The sequence below is a fragment of the Lactococcus sp. DD01 genome, from assembly GCF_001578715.1.
Taxonomy (GTDB): Bacteria; Bacillota; Bacilli; order Lactobacillales; family Streptococcaceae; genus Lactococcus; species Lactococcus petauri.
Genome location: NZ_KQ968939.1, coordinates 897,126 through 915,713, shown reverse-complemented (window position 1 = coordinate 915,713; position 18,588 = coordinate 897,126). Strand labels below are relative to the sequence as shown.

The 18,588-nt window shown below is 36.1% G+C and carries 19 protein-coding genes; 18 read left to right on the top strand and 1 reads right to left on the bottom strand.

Annotation, left to right across the window (positions count from 1 at the left end; genetic code table 11):
- Positions 1 to 112 precede the first annotated feature (112 nt).
- The 15 genes from rsmH to LACDD01_RS04380 all read left to right on the top strand — a co-directional run bounded on the left by rsmH (position 113) and on the right by LACDD01_RS04380 (position 14,925).
- A complete protein-coding gene (gene rsmH / locus LACDD01_RS04445; protein WP_004258590.1) occupies positions 113 to 1,054 on the top strand; it encodes a 16S rRNA (cytosine(1402)-N(4))-methyltransferase RsmH in 942 nt (313 codons plus the stop codon).
- Positions 1,055 to 1,086: 32 nt separating this feature from the next.
- A complete protein-coding gene (locus tag LACDD01_RS04440; RefSeq protein WP_019292013.1) occupies positions 1,087 to 1,467 on the top strand; it encodes a cell division protein FtsL in 381 nt (126 codons plus the stop codon).
- Complete coding sequence (locus LACDD01_RS04435) at positions 1,464 to 3,758, top strand: penicillin-binding transpeptidase domain-containing protein (protein WP_019292014.1); 2,295 nt, start codon at positions 1,464 to 1,466, stop codon at positions 3,756 to 3,758. Before LACDD01_RS04440 ends, LACDD01_RS04435 begins: the two co-directional genes overlap by 4 nt.
- Positions 3,759 to 3,845: 87 nt before the next feature.
- Positions 3,846 to 4,838, top strand: coding sequence for a phospho-N-acetylmuramoyl-pentapeptide-transferase (mraY, locus tag LACDD01_RS04430; protein WP_061413379.1), 993 nt, complete (start codon positions 3,846 to 3,848; stop codon positions 4,836 to 4,838).
- Positions 4,839 to 5,062: 224 nt separating this feature from the next.
- Positions 5,063 to 5,716, top strand: a complete 654-nt coding sequence (locus tag LACDD01_RS04425) for a GTP pyrophosphokinase (protein ID WP_017369023.1) — start codon at positions 5,063 to 5,065, stop codon at positions 5,714 to 5,716.
- Positions 5,716 to 6,111, top strand: coding sequence for a response regulator transcription factor (locus LACDD01_RS04420; RefSeq protein ID WP_019293741.1), 396 nt, complete (start codon positions 5,716 to 5,718; stop codon positions 6,109 to 6,111). Before LACDD01_RS04425 ends, LACDD01_RS04420 begins: the two co-directional genes overlap by 1 nt.
- 9 nt (positions 6,112 to 6,120) lie before the next feature.
- Entirely contained in the window at positions 6,121 to 7,506 is a 1,386-nt protein-coding gene (locus LACDD01_RS04415) for a sensor histidine kinase (protein ID WP_061413377.1), read from the top strand.
- A 93-nt stretch (positions 7,507 to 7,599) separates the two neighbouring features.
- On the top strand, positions 7,600 to 7,950 hold the full coding sequence (gene rplS, locus LACDD01_RS04410) for a 50S ribosomal protein L19 (protein ID WP_004258564.1): 351 nt from the start codon (positions 7,600 to 7,602) through the stop codon (positions 7,948 to 7,950).
- A 192-nt stretch (positions 7,951 to 8,142) separates the two neighbouring features.
- Entirely contained in the window at positions 8,143 to 8,268 is a 126-nt protein-coding gene (locus tag LACDD01_RS12525) for a hypothetical protein (protein ID WP_016170978.1), read from the top strand.
- 144 nt (positions 8,269 to 8,412) lie between these two features.
- Positions 8,413 to 8,649, top strand: a complete 237-nt coding sequence (locus LACDD01_RS04405; protein WP_061413375.1) for a hypothetical protein — start codon at positions 8,413 to 8,415, stop codon at positions 8,647 to 8,649.
- Between the two features lie 227 nt (positions 8,650 to 8,876).
- Positions 8,877 to 9,449, top strand: coding sequence for a hypothetical protein (locus tag LACDD01_RS04400; protein ID WP_061413373.1), 573 nt, complete (start codon positions 8,877 to 8,879; stop codon positions 9,447 to 9,449).
- 262 nt (positions 9,450 to 9,711) lie between these two features.
- A complete protein-coding gene (locus tag LACDD01_RS04395) occupies positions 9,712 to 10,665 on the top strand; it encodes an alpha/beta hydrolase (protein WP_061413371.1) in 954 nt (317 codons plus the stop codon).
- Between the two features lie 155 nt (positions 10,666 to 10,820).
- Positions 10,821 to 11,549 carry a MurR/RpiR family transcriptional regulator gene (locus LACDD01_RS04390; RefSeq protein ID WP_019293737.1) on the top strand — a complete coding sequence of 243 codons (729 nt, stop codon included), beginning with the start codon at positions 10,821 to 10,823 and terminating at the stop codon, positions 11,547 to 11,549.
- Positions 11,550 to 11,654: 105 nt separating this feature from the next.
- Entirely contained in the window at positions 11,655 to 13,706 is a 2,052-nt protein-coding gene (gene malX / locus LACDD01_RS04385; protein WP_061413369.1) for a maltose/glucose-specific PTS transporter subunit IIBC, read from the top strand.
- Between the two features lie 49 nt (positions 13,707 to 13,755).
- Positions 13,756 to 14,925, top strand: a complete 1,170-nt coding sequence (locus tag LACDD01_RS04380; protein WP_061413367.1) for a MalY/PatB family protein — start codon at positions 13,756 to 13,758, stop codon at positions 14,923 to 14,925.
- A 44-nt stretch (positions 14,926 to 14,969) separates the two neighbouring features.
- Here the strand turns inward: LACDD01_RS04380 and LACDD01_RS04375 are convergent, their stop codons facing one another.
- Positions 14,970 to 15,500, bottom strand: coding sequence for a TetR-like C-terminal domain-containing protein (locus tag LACDD01_RS04375; RefSeq protein ID WP_019292025.1), 531 nt, complete (start codon positions 15,498 to 15,500; stop codon positions 14,970 to 14,972).
- Positions 15,501 to 15,688: 188 nt separating this feature from the next.
- Between LACDD01_RS04375 and LACDD01_RS04370 the strand changes: the two genes are divergently transcribed.
- The 3 genes from LACDD01_RS04370 to LACDD01_RS04360 form a co-directional block, all read left to right on the top strand.
- Entirely contained in the window at positions 15,689 to 16,027 is a 339-nt protein-coding gene (locus tag LACDD01_RS04370; RefSeq protein ID WP_017369035.1) for a metal-sulfur cluster assembly factor, read from the top strand.
- Between the two features lie 134 nt (positions 16,028 to 16,161).
- On the top strand, positions 16,162 to 17,136 hold the full coding sequence (locus LACDD01_RS04365; RefSeq protein WP_061413365.1) for a tyrosine-type recombinase/integrase: 975 nt from the start codon (positions 16,162 to 16,164) through the stop codon (positions 17,134 to 17,136).
- Positions 17,137 to 17,493: 357 nt separating this feature from the next.
- The coding region (locus tag LACDD01_RS04360) for an NACHT domain-containing protein (RefSeq protein WP_197458030.1) at positions 17,494 to 18,588 on the top strand (1,095 nt) is incomplete at its 3' end.

Sequence of the window (18,588 nt, the reverse complement as noted above, 5' to 3'; positions counted from 1 at the left end):
AGAAAAAAAGTTTACAATATATTGTAAACCACTATACATTTTGGAGAAAAATGTTATAATGAATATTAGCTATTAGGGAAGGATGGCGTTTTTCGCCTGTAAACTTGTAAACATGGAATTCAAGCATGATACTGTAATGCTACACGAAACTGTTGATATGCTTGAGGTGAAACCTGATGGCATCTATGTGGATGCAACTCTTGGTGGTGCAGGTCACAGTGAATATCTTTTGAGTAAGTTGACAACAGGTCATCTCTACGCATTTGACCAAGATGATACTGCCCACGAAAATGCAAAGGTTCGTCTTAAAGCTGCTTTGGCAGAAAACAAGGTGACATTGATAAAGAGTAACTTCCGCTACTTACGTTCAAGTCTTGCAGACTTAGGAGTTACAAAAATTGATGGTATTCTTTATGATTTAGGTGTCTCAAGCCCACAGTTTGATGACAGCCAACGTGGTTTTTCTTATAAGAAGGAAGCACGATTAGATATGAGAATGGATCAATCTCAAGCACTTTCTGCATATGAAGTTGTAAATGACTATCCTTATGAGGATTTAGTACGCATCTTTTACCGCTATGGTGAAGAGAAGTTTTCAAAGCAAATTGCTCGAAAGATTGAACAAGCACGTAAGCTTCAACCTATTGAAATGACGACAGAGCTAGCGGATATCATCAAGTCAGCACTTCCTCAAAAAGAGCTCAAGAAAAAAGGCCATCCTGCCAAGCGTATTTTTCAAGCAATCCGAATCGAAGTAAATGACGAACTAGGAGCAGCTGAAGAATCAATAGAAGAAGCGATTGATCTGCTTAACGTTTCTGGACGAATAAGTGTGATTACTTTCCATTCTTTAGAGGATCGTTTAACGAAAACAATTTTTAAAGAATACAGCACAGTTGATGTGCCGAAAGGACTTCCTATGATTCCGAAAGATATGGAAGCAAAACTCAAGTTAGTCAATCGTAAGCCCGTTCTTGCGAGTGAAGAAGAACTTGCTTTTAACAATAGAGCGCACAGTGCTAAGCTTCGTGTGGCTGAAAAACAAAAAGATTAAAACTGATGAAAAAGGAGAGAGGAGAGAAAAATATGGCAGCGCAACCTAAAGAATATTTTGACATTGAAACAGCAGCCAAAAAGGACAGCTATGCGATTTCAAAAGACTCATTAGCACCAGAAGTTTTGGCCAAAAAGTTCAAAAGATTTTCTGGGGTTGAAAAAGTATTTTATCTTTCTATGGTAGTCGTAGCCTTGATGCTTGCGGTTACTCAACTCTTCATTCAAACAAAAACGCAAGAAATTGAAAGTAGTACCTTGCACTATAACAGTCAAATTACTGTTAAAGAGCAAAAAAATTCTGAGTATGACCAGAAAATTCAGGAGTTAACATCCCAAGACAAATTACAAAAAGTTACGGATAAGTATGGTATCTCCTACAATTCTGATAATGTATTGAAAGCGACAAAATGAAAAATATTTTTCGAATAATTACTCTCCCTTTCAGACGTATTTCGAAAAAAGCGAAAAAAAGTCATCAAAGACCTGAACAAAATCGTAAACATGTAGGTAAAAGTCTATTTGTAGTAGCTATTGCTCTGTTTGCGATTTTTATATTTCGCTTTGTCTGGATTATTACAGTGAATCAAATCGGTGGTGTAAACATCTCCGAAATGGCTAAGACGAACTATTTAAACACAACGACTGTTTATGCTAAGCGAGGCACAATTTTTGACCGAAATGGTGTGCCACTTGCAGTTGATGCAAGTGATTACACGATTTATGCTGTGCTCGATAAGACACAAGTCGACAATAACAATAATAAGCTTTATGTTGATGAGGCTGACTTTCCGAAAGTTACAGAATTTCTTAATAAAGAATTGGGAATTGACAAGGAGTTGATTGAGCAACAACTCAATTCTGGAAAAGCTCAAGTCCAATTTGGTTCGGCAGGAACAAAGATTCCTCTCGCTAAAATGGAAAAGATAAAAAAAGATGCAGAGAATGCTGGATTAGTAGGTATTGGTTTCACACCTAACTTGACACGTTCTTATCCAGAACCAAATTACGCTTCACAATTTGTAGGTATAGCTTCTTTGAAAACGCCTGGGGATTCTGCCTCTGGTTTGGTTGGAATCAACGGCTTAGAAGCCTCGTTTAATGATGTTCTCAGCGGTACAAATGGTGAGGAAACTTATGAGAAAGACCGTTATGGTCGTCCCTTACCAGGAACAACAACAGTAAGCAAGCAGGTAAAAAATGGTCAAGATCTTTATACAACCTTAGATGCCCGTTTGCAAGGTAATCTTGAATCACTGATGGATACAGCTGTAGAAAAGTCAGGTGGTCAGCAACTTTCTGCCACACTGATGGATGCACACACGGGTGATATCTTGGCTACAACACAGCGTCCAACAATTACCGCCAATAACTTTAATGATAAAGCAGCGCGGGAACAGCCACATTTCACAGAGAACAGCATGCTTTACCAGTCACAATTTGAACCTGGTTCTGTTATGAAAACTTTCTTGATGGCTTCAGCTTTGGACAGTAATAAGGTGGATCTGAATGCCTCTTACTTCCGTCGTGTCAATCTCTATGATGTCGTTATTAATGACTGGGATGCCAATGAAAGCGAAGATGGAACTTTTAAACTTCCATCAACAGTTACTTTTGCTCAAGGGTTCATGATGTCTAGTAATGCTGGAATGACACGGATTGTTCAAAATATGGGTAGCGACCTCTGGGACAGCTACTTGCGCCGCTTTAAATTCGGTGTTCCAACCCGTATTGGGATGGGTGGAGAACAGTTTGGTGCTCTTCCTGACGATAACCCAGTATCTCAAATCCAATCTTCATTTGGGCAAGGTATCAGTACAACACAAATTCAACTTCTACGTGGTTGGACAAGCTTTGCAAATAAAGGAGAAATGCTTGAACCTCATGTTGTGAATAAAATTGTAGACAAAGATAAAAATACCTATTTGCAAAGTAAGGCAGAAGTTGTTGGACGTCCGGTGTCCGAAGATGCGATAAATAAAACAAAAGATTTGATGGTAGGTGTTAATACTGACCCAACATGGGGAACTTCTTATCTGACAGTAGAATCGCAAGGGCATGAACCTGGCCCGCTCTTCATGGTTAATGGCAATACAATGGCTGTCAAAACAGGTACAGCACAGATTGCATCGGATACAGGTGGCTATATGAAGGGAATGCAAGATAATATTTATTCTGCAGTTGCCATGTATCCACCAGAGAATCCAGATTTCATTTTCTATATGAATATCAAAATTCCATCAAGCACTTGGTCATTGACTTATATCTCAGATGTTGCTAATTCTTTGATTACGCGCGCAGAGCAAATAAAAAACCAAGAAGCAGCTCCACAAGATACTTCAGGTCTGAAGGCTGGAAAAGTTACTCTCGAAGATTACACAGGGAAATCTCCAGGTAACGTTTCAGATAGTCTACGTCGTAATCTTTTAGCACCGATTGTGATTGGTCAAGGTACAAAAGTAACCAAACAATCTGTAGCTAAAGGGCAAGAAGTTGGGGCAAATACACCTGTCATGCTTCTTACTGATGGCGATCATATCATGCCAGATATGTTTAAATGGTCTAAAGAACAAGTTGAGCAACTCGCAAAATGGTACAATCTGAAAATTGAATATCAAGGTTCTGGCGACCATGTGAACACACAAAGTGTGGGAATGGGAACCAAACTTAAAGACAATCAAACAATCACAGTCACAATGAATTAGGCGAAAATTTTCGCCTCTTTCAATTTTGAGCTGAGTAAGCTCTATAAATAAAGGAAACAAAGTTTCTAAGTAACAGTCGGAGGCACTATGTTAATCACTGCATTTTTAGCAGCTCTAGTCGCGTTGGTTTTGACCGCAATTGGAATACCACGCTTTATTATGTTTTTTCATAAGAAAAAATTTGGGGGACAACCCACTCTTGAAGAAGTAAAACAACATGCAAGTAAGTCAGGCACACCAACCATGGGAGGTCTTGTATTTGTAGTTGCAGCCCTCCTAGTTTCAGCAGTATTTGCTCTGATTTTTGCACAATTTACTCCTATGTTCATCACAGCATGGTGGGTATTAGCGATGTACTCTCTGATTGGTTTCTTAGATGACTTCATGAAAATCTTTAGCCAAAAAAATCATGGCGGGCTTAAAGCCAGTCATAAACTCTTAGCCCAAATAGCCACAGGTATTGTTTCTTATCTTATCCTGATGCAGGTGGATAGTACAAATGTACTTAATATCTTGGGTTGGAAAATTGATTTAGGATGGTTTTTTGCAGTTTTCATTATCTTCTGGCTTGTAGGTTGGTCAAATGCCGTGAATCTTACAGATGGTATTGATGGCTTAGCCAGTATCACAGTGGCTATCTCTCTCAGCGCATATGCTGTAATTGCAGCTGCTCAAGGACGATATGATGTCCTACTTATCATTCTTTCTGTCATTGGTGGTTTGATTGCTTTCTTTTTCTTCAACCACAAACCAGCAAAGATCTTTATGGGAGATGTGGGCAGCCTTGGTTTAGGAGGTTTTATCGCCATCGTTTCGATTCTTTTACATGTCGAATGGACGCTCCTTTTGATTGGCTTTATCTATATCTTAGAAACCGTTTCTGTTATGATGCAGGTTTCGTACTTTAAAGTAACACATGGTAAACGTATTTTCCGTATGACGCCGATTCACCATCATTTTGAACTTGGTGGCTTCTCTGGTAAAGGAAAAGGATGGAGTGAATGGAAGATTGATATTGTCTTTTGGTGTGTGACAGCACTTTTATCTATTTTAGCTTTAGTCATTTATTTTAATATATAAAAAAGAGGGAGATATTTCCTCTTTTTTTGTCCTCTATTTAAGTTGAGTGCATTTTAAGATTATAATTGTATAATTTTAATTATCTTCAAAGGAGCCTACGCTCCTTTCATTTTATTTGCAACCGTAAGTGGGAAGGGAAACAGAGTAGTTTCTAAAGCTGATAAATTTCGCAGCCTCTGGTATAATAGACATATGTGAAAACTCTTTCAAGAATGGAAATGAATATGAATAAAGAAATAAAAACGACCCGCTTTGAAGTTGAAGAGTTTGAGAAACTCAAGCGAAATTTGGTGAAATATGAATGTGCTTTGGCAGTCATCATGACAGAGCTTTCTAATCTTAATGCTTATTACAATGCTTATGAACCTGTTAACCCGATAGAACATATCAAGCAAAGAATTAAATCACCAGAAAGTATTGCAGGCAAGTTGAAGAAAAAAGCCTTACCTGTAACGGCAGAAGCAGCTGAAAAAAATCTTTCAGATATAGCCGGTGTAAGAATTATATGTGCTTATGCCAAAAATATTTATGAAATCGTAGAAATCATTAAAAATCAAGAAGCTTTCAATGTGATCAGTGAAAAAGATTATCTTAATCATCCAAAGCCGAGTGGTTATCGTTCTTATCATATGATACTAGAAGTTAATCTTGGCCCGCTTTTTAATAATGAAGCTCGTCGTGTCGAGATACAACTGCGCACATCGGCAATGGATTTTTGGGCGACATTGGAACATAAGGTTCGCTACAAATACGGCGGTGAAATGCCAGATCACTTAAGTAATGAATTGCAAGTATGTGCTGAGCAGATTCACGCATTAGATAATCGAATGTATTTGATTCATGAACTGGTAGACATGATTAATGAGGAGGAAATATAATGAGTAAAACAATATATATTGCGGATGACGATGATAATATTCGCTTAGCAATCAAAGCTTTTTTGGAAAAAGAAGATTTTAAAGTAGAGGACTTCTCAACTGGTGATCAACTCTTAGAGCGTTTTAATGAAGAGCCAAGTGATTTTGTTATTTTAGATGTGATGATGCCTGGCTCTAACGGATTTACAATCTTGAAAGCTTTACGTGCACAAAGTATCGTACCCATTATTATGTTGACAGCTCGAGACAGTGACTTAGACTATGCGACAGGATTGGATTTGGGCAGTGATGATTACTTCACTAAGCCTTTCAGTCCGATGGAGTTGGTGATGCGTGTTAAAGCTATTTTCCGTCGAATCGAGTTTGAAAAACAAAAAAATGAAGAAGCAGAGTAAGGAGCGATGATGATTAGGAGAAAACCTCTCAGCATCAAGACGCGCTTGCTTCTGACAAATATTGGTTTTGTCTTCTTTGCTTTTCTGTGGATTATCCTCATTTTTAATATCTTGATAAACAGCTATATTAGCAATTCGGCCTCACGGCAGTTATCTCAAGTCAGGATTTATCAAGCACAAGTTACTCCACCCTCAGGAAGTACCTCTGCGGACTTAGAAGATGCACCTCGTGGAAGCTTTAATACTCACCCCGTTGCTTTTAATATCAATGATAATTATGAAGTACAGGATTTGGAAAAAGTTGGTAACTTTGAGAGAGATACAGCAAATAATATCGCACAAGCTTTAAAAAATCAAAAAGTTCCACTGAGTAAGGTAAAAAATTATCGTCTGGATACGTCAGGAAGTACCTTTTATATTGAAACCATTCGTCAAAGTTCTGGAGAGTATCAAGTCCTATATGTGGATATCACCGGGATTATTAATTTTACAAACTCAGTTAACCTGTTCTTGGTCTCTGTTGCCCTAGCTGTCATTGTCATCCTTAGTCTAGCCGTTACTTTTGTAACGCAGCGCTTGATTAAGCCTCTATCAATTTTAGCGAAATTTGCGACACGTATTGGCCAAGGAGATTTTACCGAATATCAAGGAACCTTTCAGGACCGCGAGTTGGCTACTTTAGCACATAATATGAATGTTGCTGCTCGGCAATTGGATCATAACGATAAAAACCAAAAACTCTTCTTTCAAAATGCCTCGCATGAACTTCGGACCCCTTTAATGGCAATAAAAAGTTATGCTGAGGGGATTTCCTATGAGGTGATGGACCCCAAAAAGGCAAGTGAAACAATACTTTATGAGACCGATCGTATGAGTGAGCTAGTAGAAGATCTTCTAACTCTCTCACGCTTAGACAGCCTAAGTGTGCATCAAGAGCTTGTTTACCAAGATGTTCGTCTAATCATGAAAGATATTGCGAAAGAGCAAGAGATATTTGCTGAGCAAAAAGGCATTAAACTCACAACCGTTTTTGATAAAAAAGCGGTGATGCTTACTTGTGATTATAAAGCGTTACGGCGCGCCATAAGCAATCTTGTTTCCAATGCTATGCGGTATGTCGAAACAGAAATTGTACTTACCTGTACAAAAAAAGATGGGGCAGTGATTATTTCGGTAGCTAATGATGGCAGTGGAATTGATCCTGAAACCTTGCCGCATATCTTCGAGCGTTTTTATAAAGGTGCTGGTGGTGTTCATGGAATTGGTTTAGCGATTGTCCAAACGATAGTCGAACAACACCAAGGGCAGGTATCTGTTGAAAGTGATGAACACCAAACGACGTTTACAATGACTTTTGCTAAAATGTCAAAGAAAGCTCTTGAAAAGAAAGCATAAATTTGGTAGAATGTTATAAGTGCCAATTTGGCATAAATAAAACTGTTTATCCGCTGGGCCAATGGCTTTATTGATGAGCAAAAGGAGAAAAAAATGTCTATTTCATTGATCGATTCTATCAATGCAGGTCAACTTCGTTCAGATATCCCTGAATTCCGCGCTGGAGACACTGTACGTGTTCACGCTAAAGTTGTCGAAGGAACTCGCGAACGTATCCAAATGTTCGAAGGTGTTGTTATTGCACGTAAAGGTTCTGGTATCTCAGAAACTTACACTGTTCGTAAAATCTCAAACGGTGTTGGTGTAGAACGTATCTTCCCACTTCACACTCCACGTGTTGAAAAAATCGAAGTTATCCGTCACGGTCGTGTGCGTCGTGCTAAACTTTACTACTTGCGTGCATTGCAAGGTAAAGCGGCTCGTATCCCAGAACGTCGTAAATAATTTTGACTTGTCTAACCGCTCTGTTGAGCGGTTTTTCTTTTTGTTTTATTTTATTGCAAAAGTAGAAACGATAAATTTTATGCTATAATATTTATTGCCTCTAGTGGTATATGGATTTAATGTCTATGAAGTTTGAAGTTATTTAACGATATCCAGTATCAAATGATTTATAGAATGATAAAGGAGACGAATATGCGAAAAAATAAAGATAAAGAATGGTTATCAGGTCCAGGGCTTGTTGTTCTGGTTATTATGTCGCCAATAGTGGTCATACTTGCTGTGCAAGCCTTAACAGCAGTTTATACAGTTTTACACTAATTTTTAATTTTCTAAATAGCGGTAAAACAAGCTTGAAAATAATAGGAACGGCTGTTATAATACGCCTACAAGGATTCATAAATTTTATGTATTCTTAATCGTATAAAAAATGAAATAAAAGCGTTAATAAACTGTGGAGAAAAAATGAATTTTGAAAATATTAACTCAAGTCTACAAGAGATTTGGAACAGTGCACCAGCAAATTTTTGGTTGGCTCTCTTTGTGTTAGTCATCGCAATTCTCATTTTCTTTTTGCCCGTCAAAATTGCCAGTTCTCGGGGCTTATCTGGGGGACAAATATTCGGTGTTTTTTTGGCTACGATATTTGGTTTCTGGTTTCTGGGATTAATCCTAGCATTTGTCTTGCCTCGTTCAGTTTAATATACAACTGTACTATTTACTTTAGTCTGGAGCAGATGTTAGTAATAATAAAGGCATGTAAATATATTTCTAAGGGCTTAATAGCCCTTATTTTTATGGAAAAAAGAGGGAGTTAAATTATTTAGAAAAATGAATTGAACAAAACAATCTCATAAATCAAGGAAGCGTTTTCTTGAATGGAACAATTGTGTATGCTACAATGAAGAAAAAGAAAAGCGAGGTATATTATGAATAAGAAACTTCTCTCATTGTTAGCTGTATCAACTTTGTCATTGGGAGTTTTGACAGCTTGTGGATCTGGTGAAAAAAAATCAGAAGAAACAAAAACTGAACAATCAGCTGAAGTGTTTGCTGGGGCAACTGCAGGCACAGATAATTTTGATACCCTTTCTAAAGGACTTTCGAAGGATGGCGCTTGGATTGCGGCCATTAATAAAGACTTAGATGCATCAGACAAAACCTTGAATGTTGAAGGCGACTTTAAAAATAAAGAGGGCGAAGAAGCACGTAAATTAGCCCTTTATACGCAAGATGCAGACCGTAAGGTTACAGATCGCTATACACTTACTGTAAAAAAACTTGAAGTAAATTCTCCACAGTTCTATATTTCAAATGGTACAGTTAAGGGAGATGTTGAAGTAAATGCTGAAGGCTTCCATGGTCAAACTGGGAAAGGTGTTGATGGAGAAGCAATGATTGATGGAAATCTTATCTTTAAAAATCAAGAATTGTTGGATGCTTATAACAAACTTCCTAGCGAAGAACAAGTTAAAGTAACTGGGGAAACGACTGTTAAATAAAAGGGGCTCCCCTTTTTATTTACCTTACGAGCAAATCGTCTGAATAAGAACGAAAGTATTTTCCGATATCAATTTCTTGTTTTCTCTAACTTTAAATTATAAAATGTTATTAAAATAATATTCAGAAAATTAACGTAGTCCAAGAACTATGAAGAATTACTTCAATATTATGAAGAAGTCTTTGATTTTACTGGATTTTGTCCTTGCAATAAAAAATTATCTTTTAAGAAAAGATAATAAAAAGTATTTTTGGAGGTATAAAATGGTAGAAAGAATTTCCTTAGAAACAGCTGCGCTAGAATTTAGTGAAGCAAATGCGCCCCATCCTCGTATTTATGAACTTCCAGTAGAAGAGGGAAGAAGCTTATTAAATGAAGTTCAGGATTCTCCAGTCGCAAAGGAAGACGTTGATATTGAAGATGTCGCTGTTGATACAGGAGACTGGGGGGAAATAAATGTCAGATTTATTCGCCCCCTTAATCAAGAAAAGAAATTACCTGTAATCTTTTATATCCACGGAGCAGGCTGGGTTTTTGGCAATGCACATACACACGATAAACTAATTCGTGAGCTTGCCGTACGGACCAACTCCGTTGTGGTTTTTCCTGAATACGTTCTGTCACCCGAAGCCAAATACCCAACGGCTATTGAGCAAAACTACGCTGTCCTACAACAGCTAAAAGATTTTTCTAACGATAAGAAATTTGATGTAAATCATCTCACTGTAGCTGGAGATTCTGTTGGCGGAAATATGGCCACTGTGATGACACTTTTGACTAAACAAAGAGGCGGTCAAAAGATTGGACAACAAGTTTTGTATTATCCCGTAACAGATGCCAATTTTGATACGGATTCTTACAATGAATTTGCGGAAAACTACTTTTTGACTAAAGAAGGAATGATCTGGTTCTGGGATCAATATACGACAAGCGAAGAAGAACGTAATCAAATCACAGCTTCACCGCTTCGTTCGACGAAAGAAGATTTGACAGATTTACCTGCTGCTTTGATTATTACTGGTGAAGCCGATGTTTTGCGAGATGAAGGCGAAGCTTATGCACGTAAATTGCGAGAAGCTGAAGTGGAAGTAACTCAAGTGCGTTTCCAAGCCATTATCCATGACTTTGTTATGGTGAATTCAATGAATGATACTAATGCGACACGTGCCGCGATGACCCTCTCCACTGAGTGGATCAACGAAAAAAACAGTAAATAAGATAATGAGATAAAAGGAGTCTATAAGATAGGCTCTTTTTTTGTGGAAAATTATGCTGCATGATTTGACATATTAAAGCGTTTTTATTTTAAAAAGAAACTATGGTAGAATAAAAGATAAGTGAAAGCCTTAAAAAGTCAAAGAAGAGGATAAATATGCTGAGTTTTCAGGAACGCGTAAAAAATAAAGAGAATAAGTTAACAGAGTTGGAAGAAGACTTGGTAGACTACATCTTGAAAAATAAAGAAGCGGTGAGTCAGACCAAGATTGTTATTTTATCACAGAAATTTTACACTGTGCCCAATACAATAACTCGTTTCTGTAAAAAATTAGGCTATGAAAATTTCTCTGAATTTAAGATTAACCTCAAACAGGAGCTTACAACTCCTGAAAGTATGAATGCACATAAGCATATTCTTTTAAAAAACTTTGATCTAATCGATAAAGAAAGAGAAATGAAGGTTGTGCAGCTAATGCAAAGAGCCAAGAGTGTAAATTTTTATGCGCTAGATCAAACAGGCCTTCTGACGAAGATGTATGTAAAAAGTCTCTTTGCTCTCGATGATAAATTTCAATTTTATGAATATCAGCAGGAAATGAAAAAGAAGATTTTAAGCTCTTCTCATGAAGTATTCTTTTTTGTTTCTTTATCTGGGGAAACACCTTCTGTTTTGGAATTAGCAGAACTGGCCAAATCCAGAAATCATAAATTGATTAGCCTTACCAATTTAACTGAAAATAGTTTGGTACAAATAGCTGATATCCCTCTTTATTGCTTAACACAAAAGGAAGAAGTAAATGGATATGACACGACCGATAAGACACCTTTACTTTTGGTTTTGCAATCACTTTACTACACTTATCGTGGAATTTTACACATTTAAAAAAATACTTTCAAATGAGAAGGTGTTTTTTTAGTAATTTTCGTGAAAGCGTTTTACATTGTGGTAATATTAACTTACAACAAAAATATAAAGGTAGGTTAAAAGATGAGTAACCAAAAAAACCTCTATTCTCCTTTTGAGGGAGAAATTATCCCATTGCAGGATGTTAATGACCCTATTTTCTCTGAAAAAACAATGGGAGATGGGTATGCTGTAGAACCAACAGGTGAAACAATCTATGCACCAGTTTCTGGTACAGTAAGAATGGTTCAAGGACATGCTGCTGGATTTAGTACTGCAGATGATTTGCAGGTATTACTTCATATTGGTATTGATACGGTCAGTCTGGATAAGGCAGTATTTGAGTTTACCATCAAAGAAGAGGAAGCTGTTAAAGCGGGCCAAGTAATTGGGCGCGTGAATTGGAAAGCAGTCGAAGATGCGGGACTTGAAAAAACAGCCATTGTTGTTATTACAAATACAGCAGAAAAATTAAAGAGTATGACGATCAGTGCCTCAGGAAAGGTAAAAGGAGGTTCACCAATAGGAAAAGCTTTGGCTAAAGGTACCGAAATAAAAACTAAAGTGCCACAAGCCAAGAAAAAGAAAAAATTTGCCCTAGGTGGTTTCTTCCAAGAATTAGGTAAAACTTTTATGCTCCCTGTAGCCTTAATGGCTTTTATGGGTCTTCTTTTAGGGCTAGGAAGTTCGTTTTCGAGTCAATCTACTATTGATGCTTTTCCTTTCTTAGGAAACGAAGTACTGCAAGTAGTCTTTCGTTTCTTTTCAGCCATTGGTGGTTTTGCCTTCAGTAACCTACCCGTGATGTTTGCTATGGCTATTCCTCTCGGTTTAGCTAAGAAAGAAAAAGGTGTAGCAGCTTTCTCAGGATTCGTTGGCTATATGGTTATGAATCTTTCTATCAACTTCTTTTTGACTGAACGTGGACAGCTTGCTGATCCTGAACTCATGCAAAAGGCTGGGCAAGGTATGGCTTTGGGTGTCCAAACTATCGAAATGGGTGTTCTTGGAGGTATCATTACTGGTATTATTGTTTACAACCTCCACAAGAAATTTTACAACATTCAACTTTCAGATAGTTTTGCTTTCTTTGGCGGATCAAGGTTTGTACCAATTATTACTGCCTTAGTTATGGCTTTGGTAGGTCTCGCGATTCCTGTCATTTGGCCACTGTTTGCCCTTCTTATCCAGCAAGTCGGCAACTTGATTCAACGTGCAGGTATTTTTGGGCCATTTCTCTTTTTCTCTGGCGAACGTTTGTTTTTACCCTTTGGTTTACATCACATTCTTGTTGCGACTATTCGCTTTACTCAGGCTGGTGGAACAGCGCTCATTGATGGACATGAAGTTTACGGTGCTTTAAACATTTTCTATGCCGAATTAGCAAATCGTTTACCAATTTCCGGCTCTGCGACAGCTTTCTTGTCTCAAGGAAAAATGCCAACGTTTATGTTTGGGCTCCCAGCAGCAGCTCTTGCCATGTATCGTACAGCAAAACCAGAAAATCGAGCAAAAGTCAAAGGGCTCCTGATTTCTGGTGTGATTGCTACTTTTGTAACAGGGATAACAGAACCAATTGAGTTTCTCTTCTTGTTTATCAGTCCTTTCCTTTGGATTTTCCACGTGATTATGACTGGTCTAGGGGCAATGATTGTCAGCCTATTAGGCGTAAAAATTGGTAATACAGATGGTGGCGTGCTCGACTTCCTTATCTTTGGGGTAATGCAAGGCTCATATACACAATGGTTCTTGATTCCTCTCGTGGGTGCCTTTTGGTTTGCGGCTTACTACTTCACATTTAAAAAGGTTATCCTATGGAAAAACTTGAAAACACCAGGACGTGAAGCTGTACTCGAACCGGAATATTCAGAGCAAGAAATAGCACATGGTGGCAATACATCTGGATACAATGCCGAAGCAATCTTAGCTGCATTGGGTGGAAAAGAGAATATTGTCACACTCGACAACTGTATTACACGTCTCCGTTTGATTTTAAATGATGGCGACCTTGTTGAAGATGACAAGCTTAAAGATTTAGGTGCTTTAGGAGTCGTACATTTAGATGATACAAGTGTTCAAGTTATTATTGGAACGAAAGTAACGACTGTCCGCAACGCCTTGGACAATTTGATTTAGAAGGAGAACCGTAAAACAAGACAAACGTCTTGTTTTACCATTTATTGATATGACAGAATTTGATAAAATAATTGAGCGAAAAGGAACGTTTTGTACACAGTGGGATTTTGTAGAAGATCGTTTTGGTCAGAAAGATTTATTGCCTTTTACCATTTCAGATACTGATTTTGCTATCCCAGAGACGGTTAATCAGGCACTGCAAAAGAGGATTCAACATCCGATTTACGGATATACGCGTTGGAATCATAAGCATTTCAAATCAGCTGTCTCTGCGTGGTATCAAAAACAGTTTGATTTTGCGATTGAGGAGGACTGGATTTTGTATAGCCCAAGTGTGATTTACTCTCTTTCTCAGTTGATTGAAATCAAGTCTCAGCCCCAAGAAGGTGTTGTTGTCCAGACCCCAGCTTATGATGCTTTCTTTAAAACTATTACAGCCAACAATCGTTTGTGTGTGGAAAATCCATTGATTTTTAACGAAGGAAAGTATACGATTGATTTTATAGATTTAGAAGAAAAACTCGCACATCCGAACAACAAAATCCTTCTCTTTTGTTCGCCCCATAACCCTACAGGACGTGTGTGGACAAGTGAAGAGCTACAACAAGTGGTATTGCTTTGTCAAAAGTACGATGTCTTCTTAATTTCAGATGAAATTCACATGGATGTTTTACGCAAGGATAAGCAACACCACCCGATTTTGCAATACGGTACAGAAAATATTGCTCTTTTAACATCTGCCAGCAAAACCTTTAATTTTCCAGGATTGATTTTTTCCTACTTATTAGTTCCTAATGCGAACCTTCGTGAAGAATTTTGTCAACATTTAAAGGAAAAAGATGGGCTTTCCTCTTGCAGCATTTTAGGAATGGAAGCAACGGTTGCAGCTTATCGGACATCGGATATATGGCTAAAAGAGCTGAATAGTTATTTGGACGATACGGTAGACTTAACGCGAGCTTTTTTAAAAGAGTATTTGCCAAAAATAAAGCTTATCGAATCAGAAGCAACTTACCTTTTGTGGCTTGATGTTTCAGAACAGGGTGTTCCTATGGATAAGTTACAACAAGCATTAATCAACATAGGAAAAGTAGCTATTATGGATGGAGAAGTATATGGTCAGGAAGGAAGGAACTTTCTCCGACTAAACATTGGCTGTTCACGAGCCAAGGTAAAAGATGGACTCGAAAGACTACTTAAAAGTATTCAAGCTTTATAAAAAAATATCCAAACATAGGGTTTGGATATTTTTTGGATAATTAATTAGTTGATAAGCTTACTGAGTATTTTTGTAATTTCTTCAGGCGTTTCTTTACGCTTACGACGAATCCAGGCCTGTGTAAGACCAAACATAGCATTAGCATAATAAGTCGCAGCATAAATTTTACCTAAGCGACCGAGGTTATTTCTTCTTGAATCTCTTGGAATAATTGAGTTTTCAATCATACTTTTTAACTTCGCTTGCATGAATTGATGGATTTCCTTGCTGCCGTTCTCAGAAAGCAGGGCTGCGTAGATTTCGTTATTATCTAAAAATTCATAGGTTTCAAGCATTGTTTTTTGCAAGTCACCATCATTTTTTTCAAAGACATATTGAATTGTGTTGATCAATGTTTTTTGATATTGATCAATCATTTCATACTTGTCTTGATAATGCGTATAAAATCCGCTCCGACTAATCTTTGCAACTTTGACAAGCTCAGTAGTTGTAATTTGATCAAATGGCTTTTCATGTAAAAGTTGAGTCATTGCATCGCGAAGACGCGCTTTTGTACGTTCTTTTCTATTCTCCACAGTGTATCCTTTTCCCTACACAGCAAGTGCTGTCTTAAAACTTTATATCACCATAATTATAACAATTTTTAGACGTCGTGTCTATAAAATGATTTATAAATTATCTTTTACTCTTCTCGTCAAATTTTTAAAAATATGGTAGAATAACAATGTCAAATAGATTTTACAATGAAAATGTGGAGAAATTTATGAGTGAAGAAAGCAAATATTCTGATACACAAATAGAAGAAATTAAAACAAAGATTTTAGCAGCCTTGGAGACTGTTATTGACCCTGAGCTAGGTATTGATATCATTAACTTGGGCTTGGTCTATGAAATTTCCTTTGAAGACAATGGGTTTACTGAAGTTAAAATGACACTGACAACAATGGGTTGTCCGCTAGCAGACGTTTTGACTGATCAAATTCATGATGCGCTCAAAGAAGTTGAAGAAGTTACTGAAATCAAAGTCAACCTCGTCTGGTATCCAGCGTGGACAGTAGATAAAATGAGCCGCTATGCGCGTATCGCTTTGGGTATTCGCTAATATTGGTATAACTGGCTTTAAGAGAGTTTTGATAAAAATATTAACCTTTTAAAAGTACATTTAGTACGGTATCTAAGCCATTTTTGAAAAAATATTTATTGTTGTTAAGTCTAGTAAAAACAGAGGAAAACAACATGGAAATTTCAATCCAATCAGCAATTCAAGAAATGCTTTTTGACAATAAAGCAAGAGGATTGTCGAAAAATACAATTATATTCAGAGAAAAAACACTAAAGGTTTTCTCTGTTTTTTTGTGCCAAAATGATATTTTAAACATTAACGAAATCAAATCAATTCATATAAAACAATATTTAGTTAGCAGACTAGAATATGGCTACTCTGAGACTTCCGTTAATGCACATTTGAGAGCTATCAGAGCATTGTTTGCATACTGTGTTAATGAAGAATACATGAGGTATGAGGAAGCGCCTATACACCGTGTTAAATGGATTAAAGAGAGACGAACTGTTATTAATACATTTACAGATGAAGAAGTTAAAATGATGCTCCAATATACAAGAAAACGAACTTTCAATAAAATCAAGAAAACGGGAAAAGGAAGAACTGGTTTTTGTACAAAATTTGTGAATGAGAGGAATTACTTACTAATACTTATACTTACGGATACTGGTTTGAGGATAAATGAGGCTTTGAACTTAAAATTAGAAAACATTAACGATTCTCAAATTATTATTAAGAATGGTAAAGGTAAAAAAGACAGAATTGTGCATTGCTCACCACTTGTATATAAACAATATCTTAAATATACTAGAGCAAAAGATAATTATTTGGACAGTAATGGAATAATTCCCATAGAGAATGTATTTGTAACTAAGTTTGGTAAAAAATATGATTATAGATTAGCAGAAAAAGAAATTTATAAAATAGGAAAAGCTGTGAACATTCGTGACAGTATCCGTATCTCACCTCATACTTTCCGTCACTACTTTACTCAGAAGTTAGTTAGGGAAAATGTTGATATATACATGATCCAAAAACTACTTGGTCATGCTAGCATTAAAACAACGGAGCTTTATCTTAGGAGCTTAAATATTGAAAATGAGATTAATAAGATGATCAAATATAGTCCTTTGCAGAACTTAGATTAGGTATGACAGACATAACTATGTGGGATATTCTTATTTTAATGAAATTTTCTATTTATATGTATTGAATACTATGAGAACATTCAATAAGAGAAAACTAAATTTTTTATCACTATAAATTAGGCAACTATGGCTTACTTCCCGCTTTGTTTTTTATTAGGTCTTTTTGTGTTTTTTATAAAAAGTTCAATAGATTATAATGCATGAATCTCAGTCTATTATATGTTACCTTATAGATAACAATTTTTAAATATAATAAATAAGGAAGATATTGAAAAAATAGAACACTAAAAGTTATAAAAATGTTAAAATAGTAATTAGATGAGTTACATTGCAAGTGATATAAAAAGAGAAATGTGATTGTTAGATATCATAAAGAATAATATACCTAATATTTTTAAATTTTTACAAAAAAAGTATAAAGACTTTGAATTTAAAACAGAGGAAGAATTAGGTTATATTTATGACGACTACTTAGATTATTCTAAAAAAAAATATACATACATTAAGACTATGCTGTATAAGACTGAACCTAAACCGTTGTATACATTCTATGAAAATGTTGATATCTATTCTCCGCAAGACGGTCTTATAATTAAAACAGATGATATAAATAATATTATTGGCAAATCAAATAAAATTATTATTACTGGGACTGGAGGTATAGGAAAGTCTATTTTAATGAAGCACCTCTTCTTAAATAGTATTGAAAAGGGTGTCAAAATACCAATTTTTATTGAGTTAAGAGACTTAAACGATTTAAAACAAATCAACTTATTAGATTACATTTATAATTCAGTAAAATCATTGCACTTAAATATTAAAAAGGAATATTTTGAAGATACTTTAAAAAAGGGTAATTATCTAATTTTATTAGATGGGTTTGATGAAGTAAAAGGGAACTTGGTGGATATTTTGAGCAAAGAAATTCAATTATTTACTGATCTTTATAATAATAATAGTTTTATTATCTCTTCACGACCTTCGGAAACTTATGTTGGCTGGAATAACTTTTATGAGTTTAGTGCCATGAATTTGACAAAAGAGCAAGCAATCTCTTTGGTAAAGAAAATTGGATATGATAAAGAAATAAGTAAAAAATTCATAGAACAATTAAACAAGAGTTTATACAAAAAATATAGATCATTGGCACAAATACCGCTACTATTAAATATAATGCTACTTACTTTTGAGAATGGCTTAGAAATACCTGATAAAGTTAATGATTTTTATGAATCTGCATACAATGCGTTATTTCAAAAACATGATTCACTTAAGGGGGGGGTTAAGAGAGCACTACTAACTAATTTAAATTCTGCAGAATTTAAACAACACTTATCTTATATCTCCTTCAAATCGTTTTTTGAATCTAAAATAGATATGAATCACGGTGAATTGGTTAGTTATATTAATTTATCTAGTTCAAAATTCATTGAAAGTCATAGCTTTAACCCT

What these genes read in the sequence shown, in the direction of transcription:
- malX (WP_061413369.1), top strand. Translation starts at nt 11,655, where the DNA reads ATGAGTAACCAAAAAAACCTCTATTCTCCTTTTGAGGGAGAAATTATC.
- LACDD01_RS04405 (WP_061413375.1), top strand. Translation starts at nt 8,413, where the DNA reads ATGAATTTTGAAAATATTAACTCAAGTCTACAAGAGATTTGGAACAGT.
- LACDD01_RS04415 (WP_061413377.1), top strand. Translation starts at nt 6,121, where the DNA reads ATGATTAGGAGAAAACCTCTCAGCATCAAGACGCGCTTGCTTCTGACA.
- rsmH (WP_004258590.1), top strand. Translation starts at nt 113, where the DNA reads ATGGAATTCAAGCATGATACTGTAATGCTACACGAAACTGTTGATATG.
- LACDD01_RS04440 (WP_019292013.1), top strand. Translation starts at nt 1,087, where the DNA reads ATGGCAGCGCAACCTAAAGAATATTTTGACATTGAAACAGCAGCCAAA.
- mraY (WP_061413379.1), top strand. Translation starts at nt 3,846, where the DNA reads ATGTTAATCACTGCATTTTTAGCAGCTCTAGTCGCGTTGGTTTTGACC.
- LACDD01_RS04420 (WP_019293741.1), top strand. Translation starts at nt 5,716, where the DNA reads ATGAGTAAAACAATATATATTGCGGATGACGATGATAATATTCGCTTA.
- LACDD01_RS04365 (WP_061413365.1), top strand. Translation starts at nt 16,162, where the DNA reads ATGGAAATTTCAATCCAATCAGCAATTCAAGAAATGCTTTTTGACAAT.
- LACDD01_RS04400 (WP_061413373.1), top strand. Translation starts at nt 8,877, where the DNA reads ATGAATAAGAAACTTCTCTCATTGTTAGCTGTATCAACTTTGTCATTG.
- LACDD01_RS04395 (WP_061413371.1), top strand. Translation starts at nt 9,712, where the DNA reads ATGGTAGAAAGAATTTCCTTAGAAACAGCTGCGCTAGAATTTAGTGAA.
- LACDD01_RS12525 (WP_016170978.1), top strand. Translation starts at nt 8,143, where the DNA reads ATGCGAAAAAATAAAGATAAAGAATGGTTATCAGGTCCAGGGCTTGTT.
- LACDD01_RS04425 (WP_017369023.1), top strand. Translation starts at nt 5,063, where the DNA reads ATGAATAAAGAAATAAAAACGACCCGCTTTGAAGTTGAAGAGTTTGAG.
- LACDD01_RS04390 (WP_019293737.1), top strand. Translation starts at nt 10,821, where the DNA reads ATGCTGAGTTTTCAGGAACGCGTAAAAAATAAAGAGAATAAGTTAACA.
- LACDD01_RS04370 (WP_017369035.1), top strand. Translation starts at nt 15,689, where the DNA reads ATGAGTGAAGAAAGCAAATATTCTGATACACAAATAGAAGAAATTAAA.
- LACDD01_RS04435 (WP_019292014.1), top strand. Translation starts at nt 1,464, where the DNA reads ATGAAAAATATTTTTCGAATAATTACTCTCCCTTTCAGACGTATTTCG.
- LACDD01_RS04380 (WP_061413367.1), top strand. Translation starts at nt 13,756, where the DNA reads ATGACAGAATTTGATAAAATAATTGAGCGAAAAGGAACGTTTTGTACA.
- rplS (WP_004258564.1), top strand. Translation starts at nt 7,600, where the DNA reads ATGTCTATTTCATTGATCGATTCTATCAATGCAGGTCAACTTCGTTCA.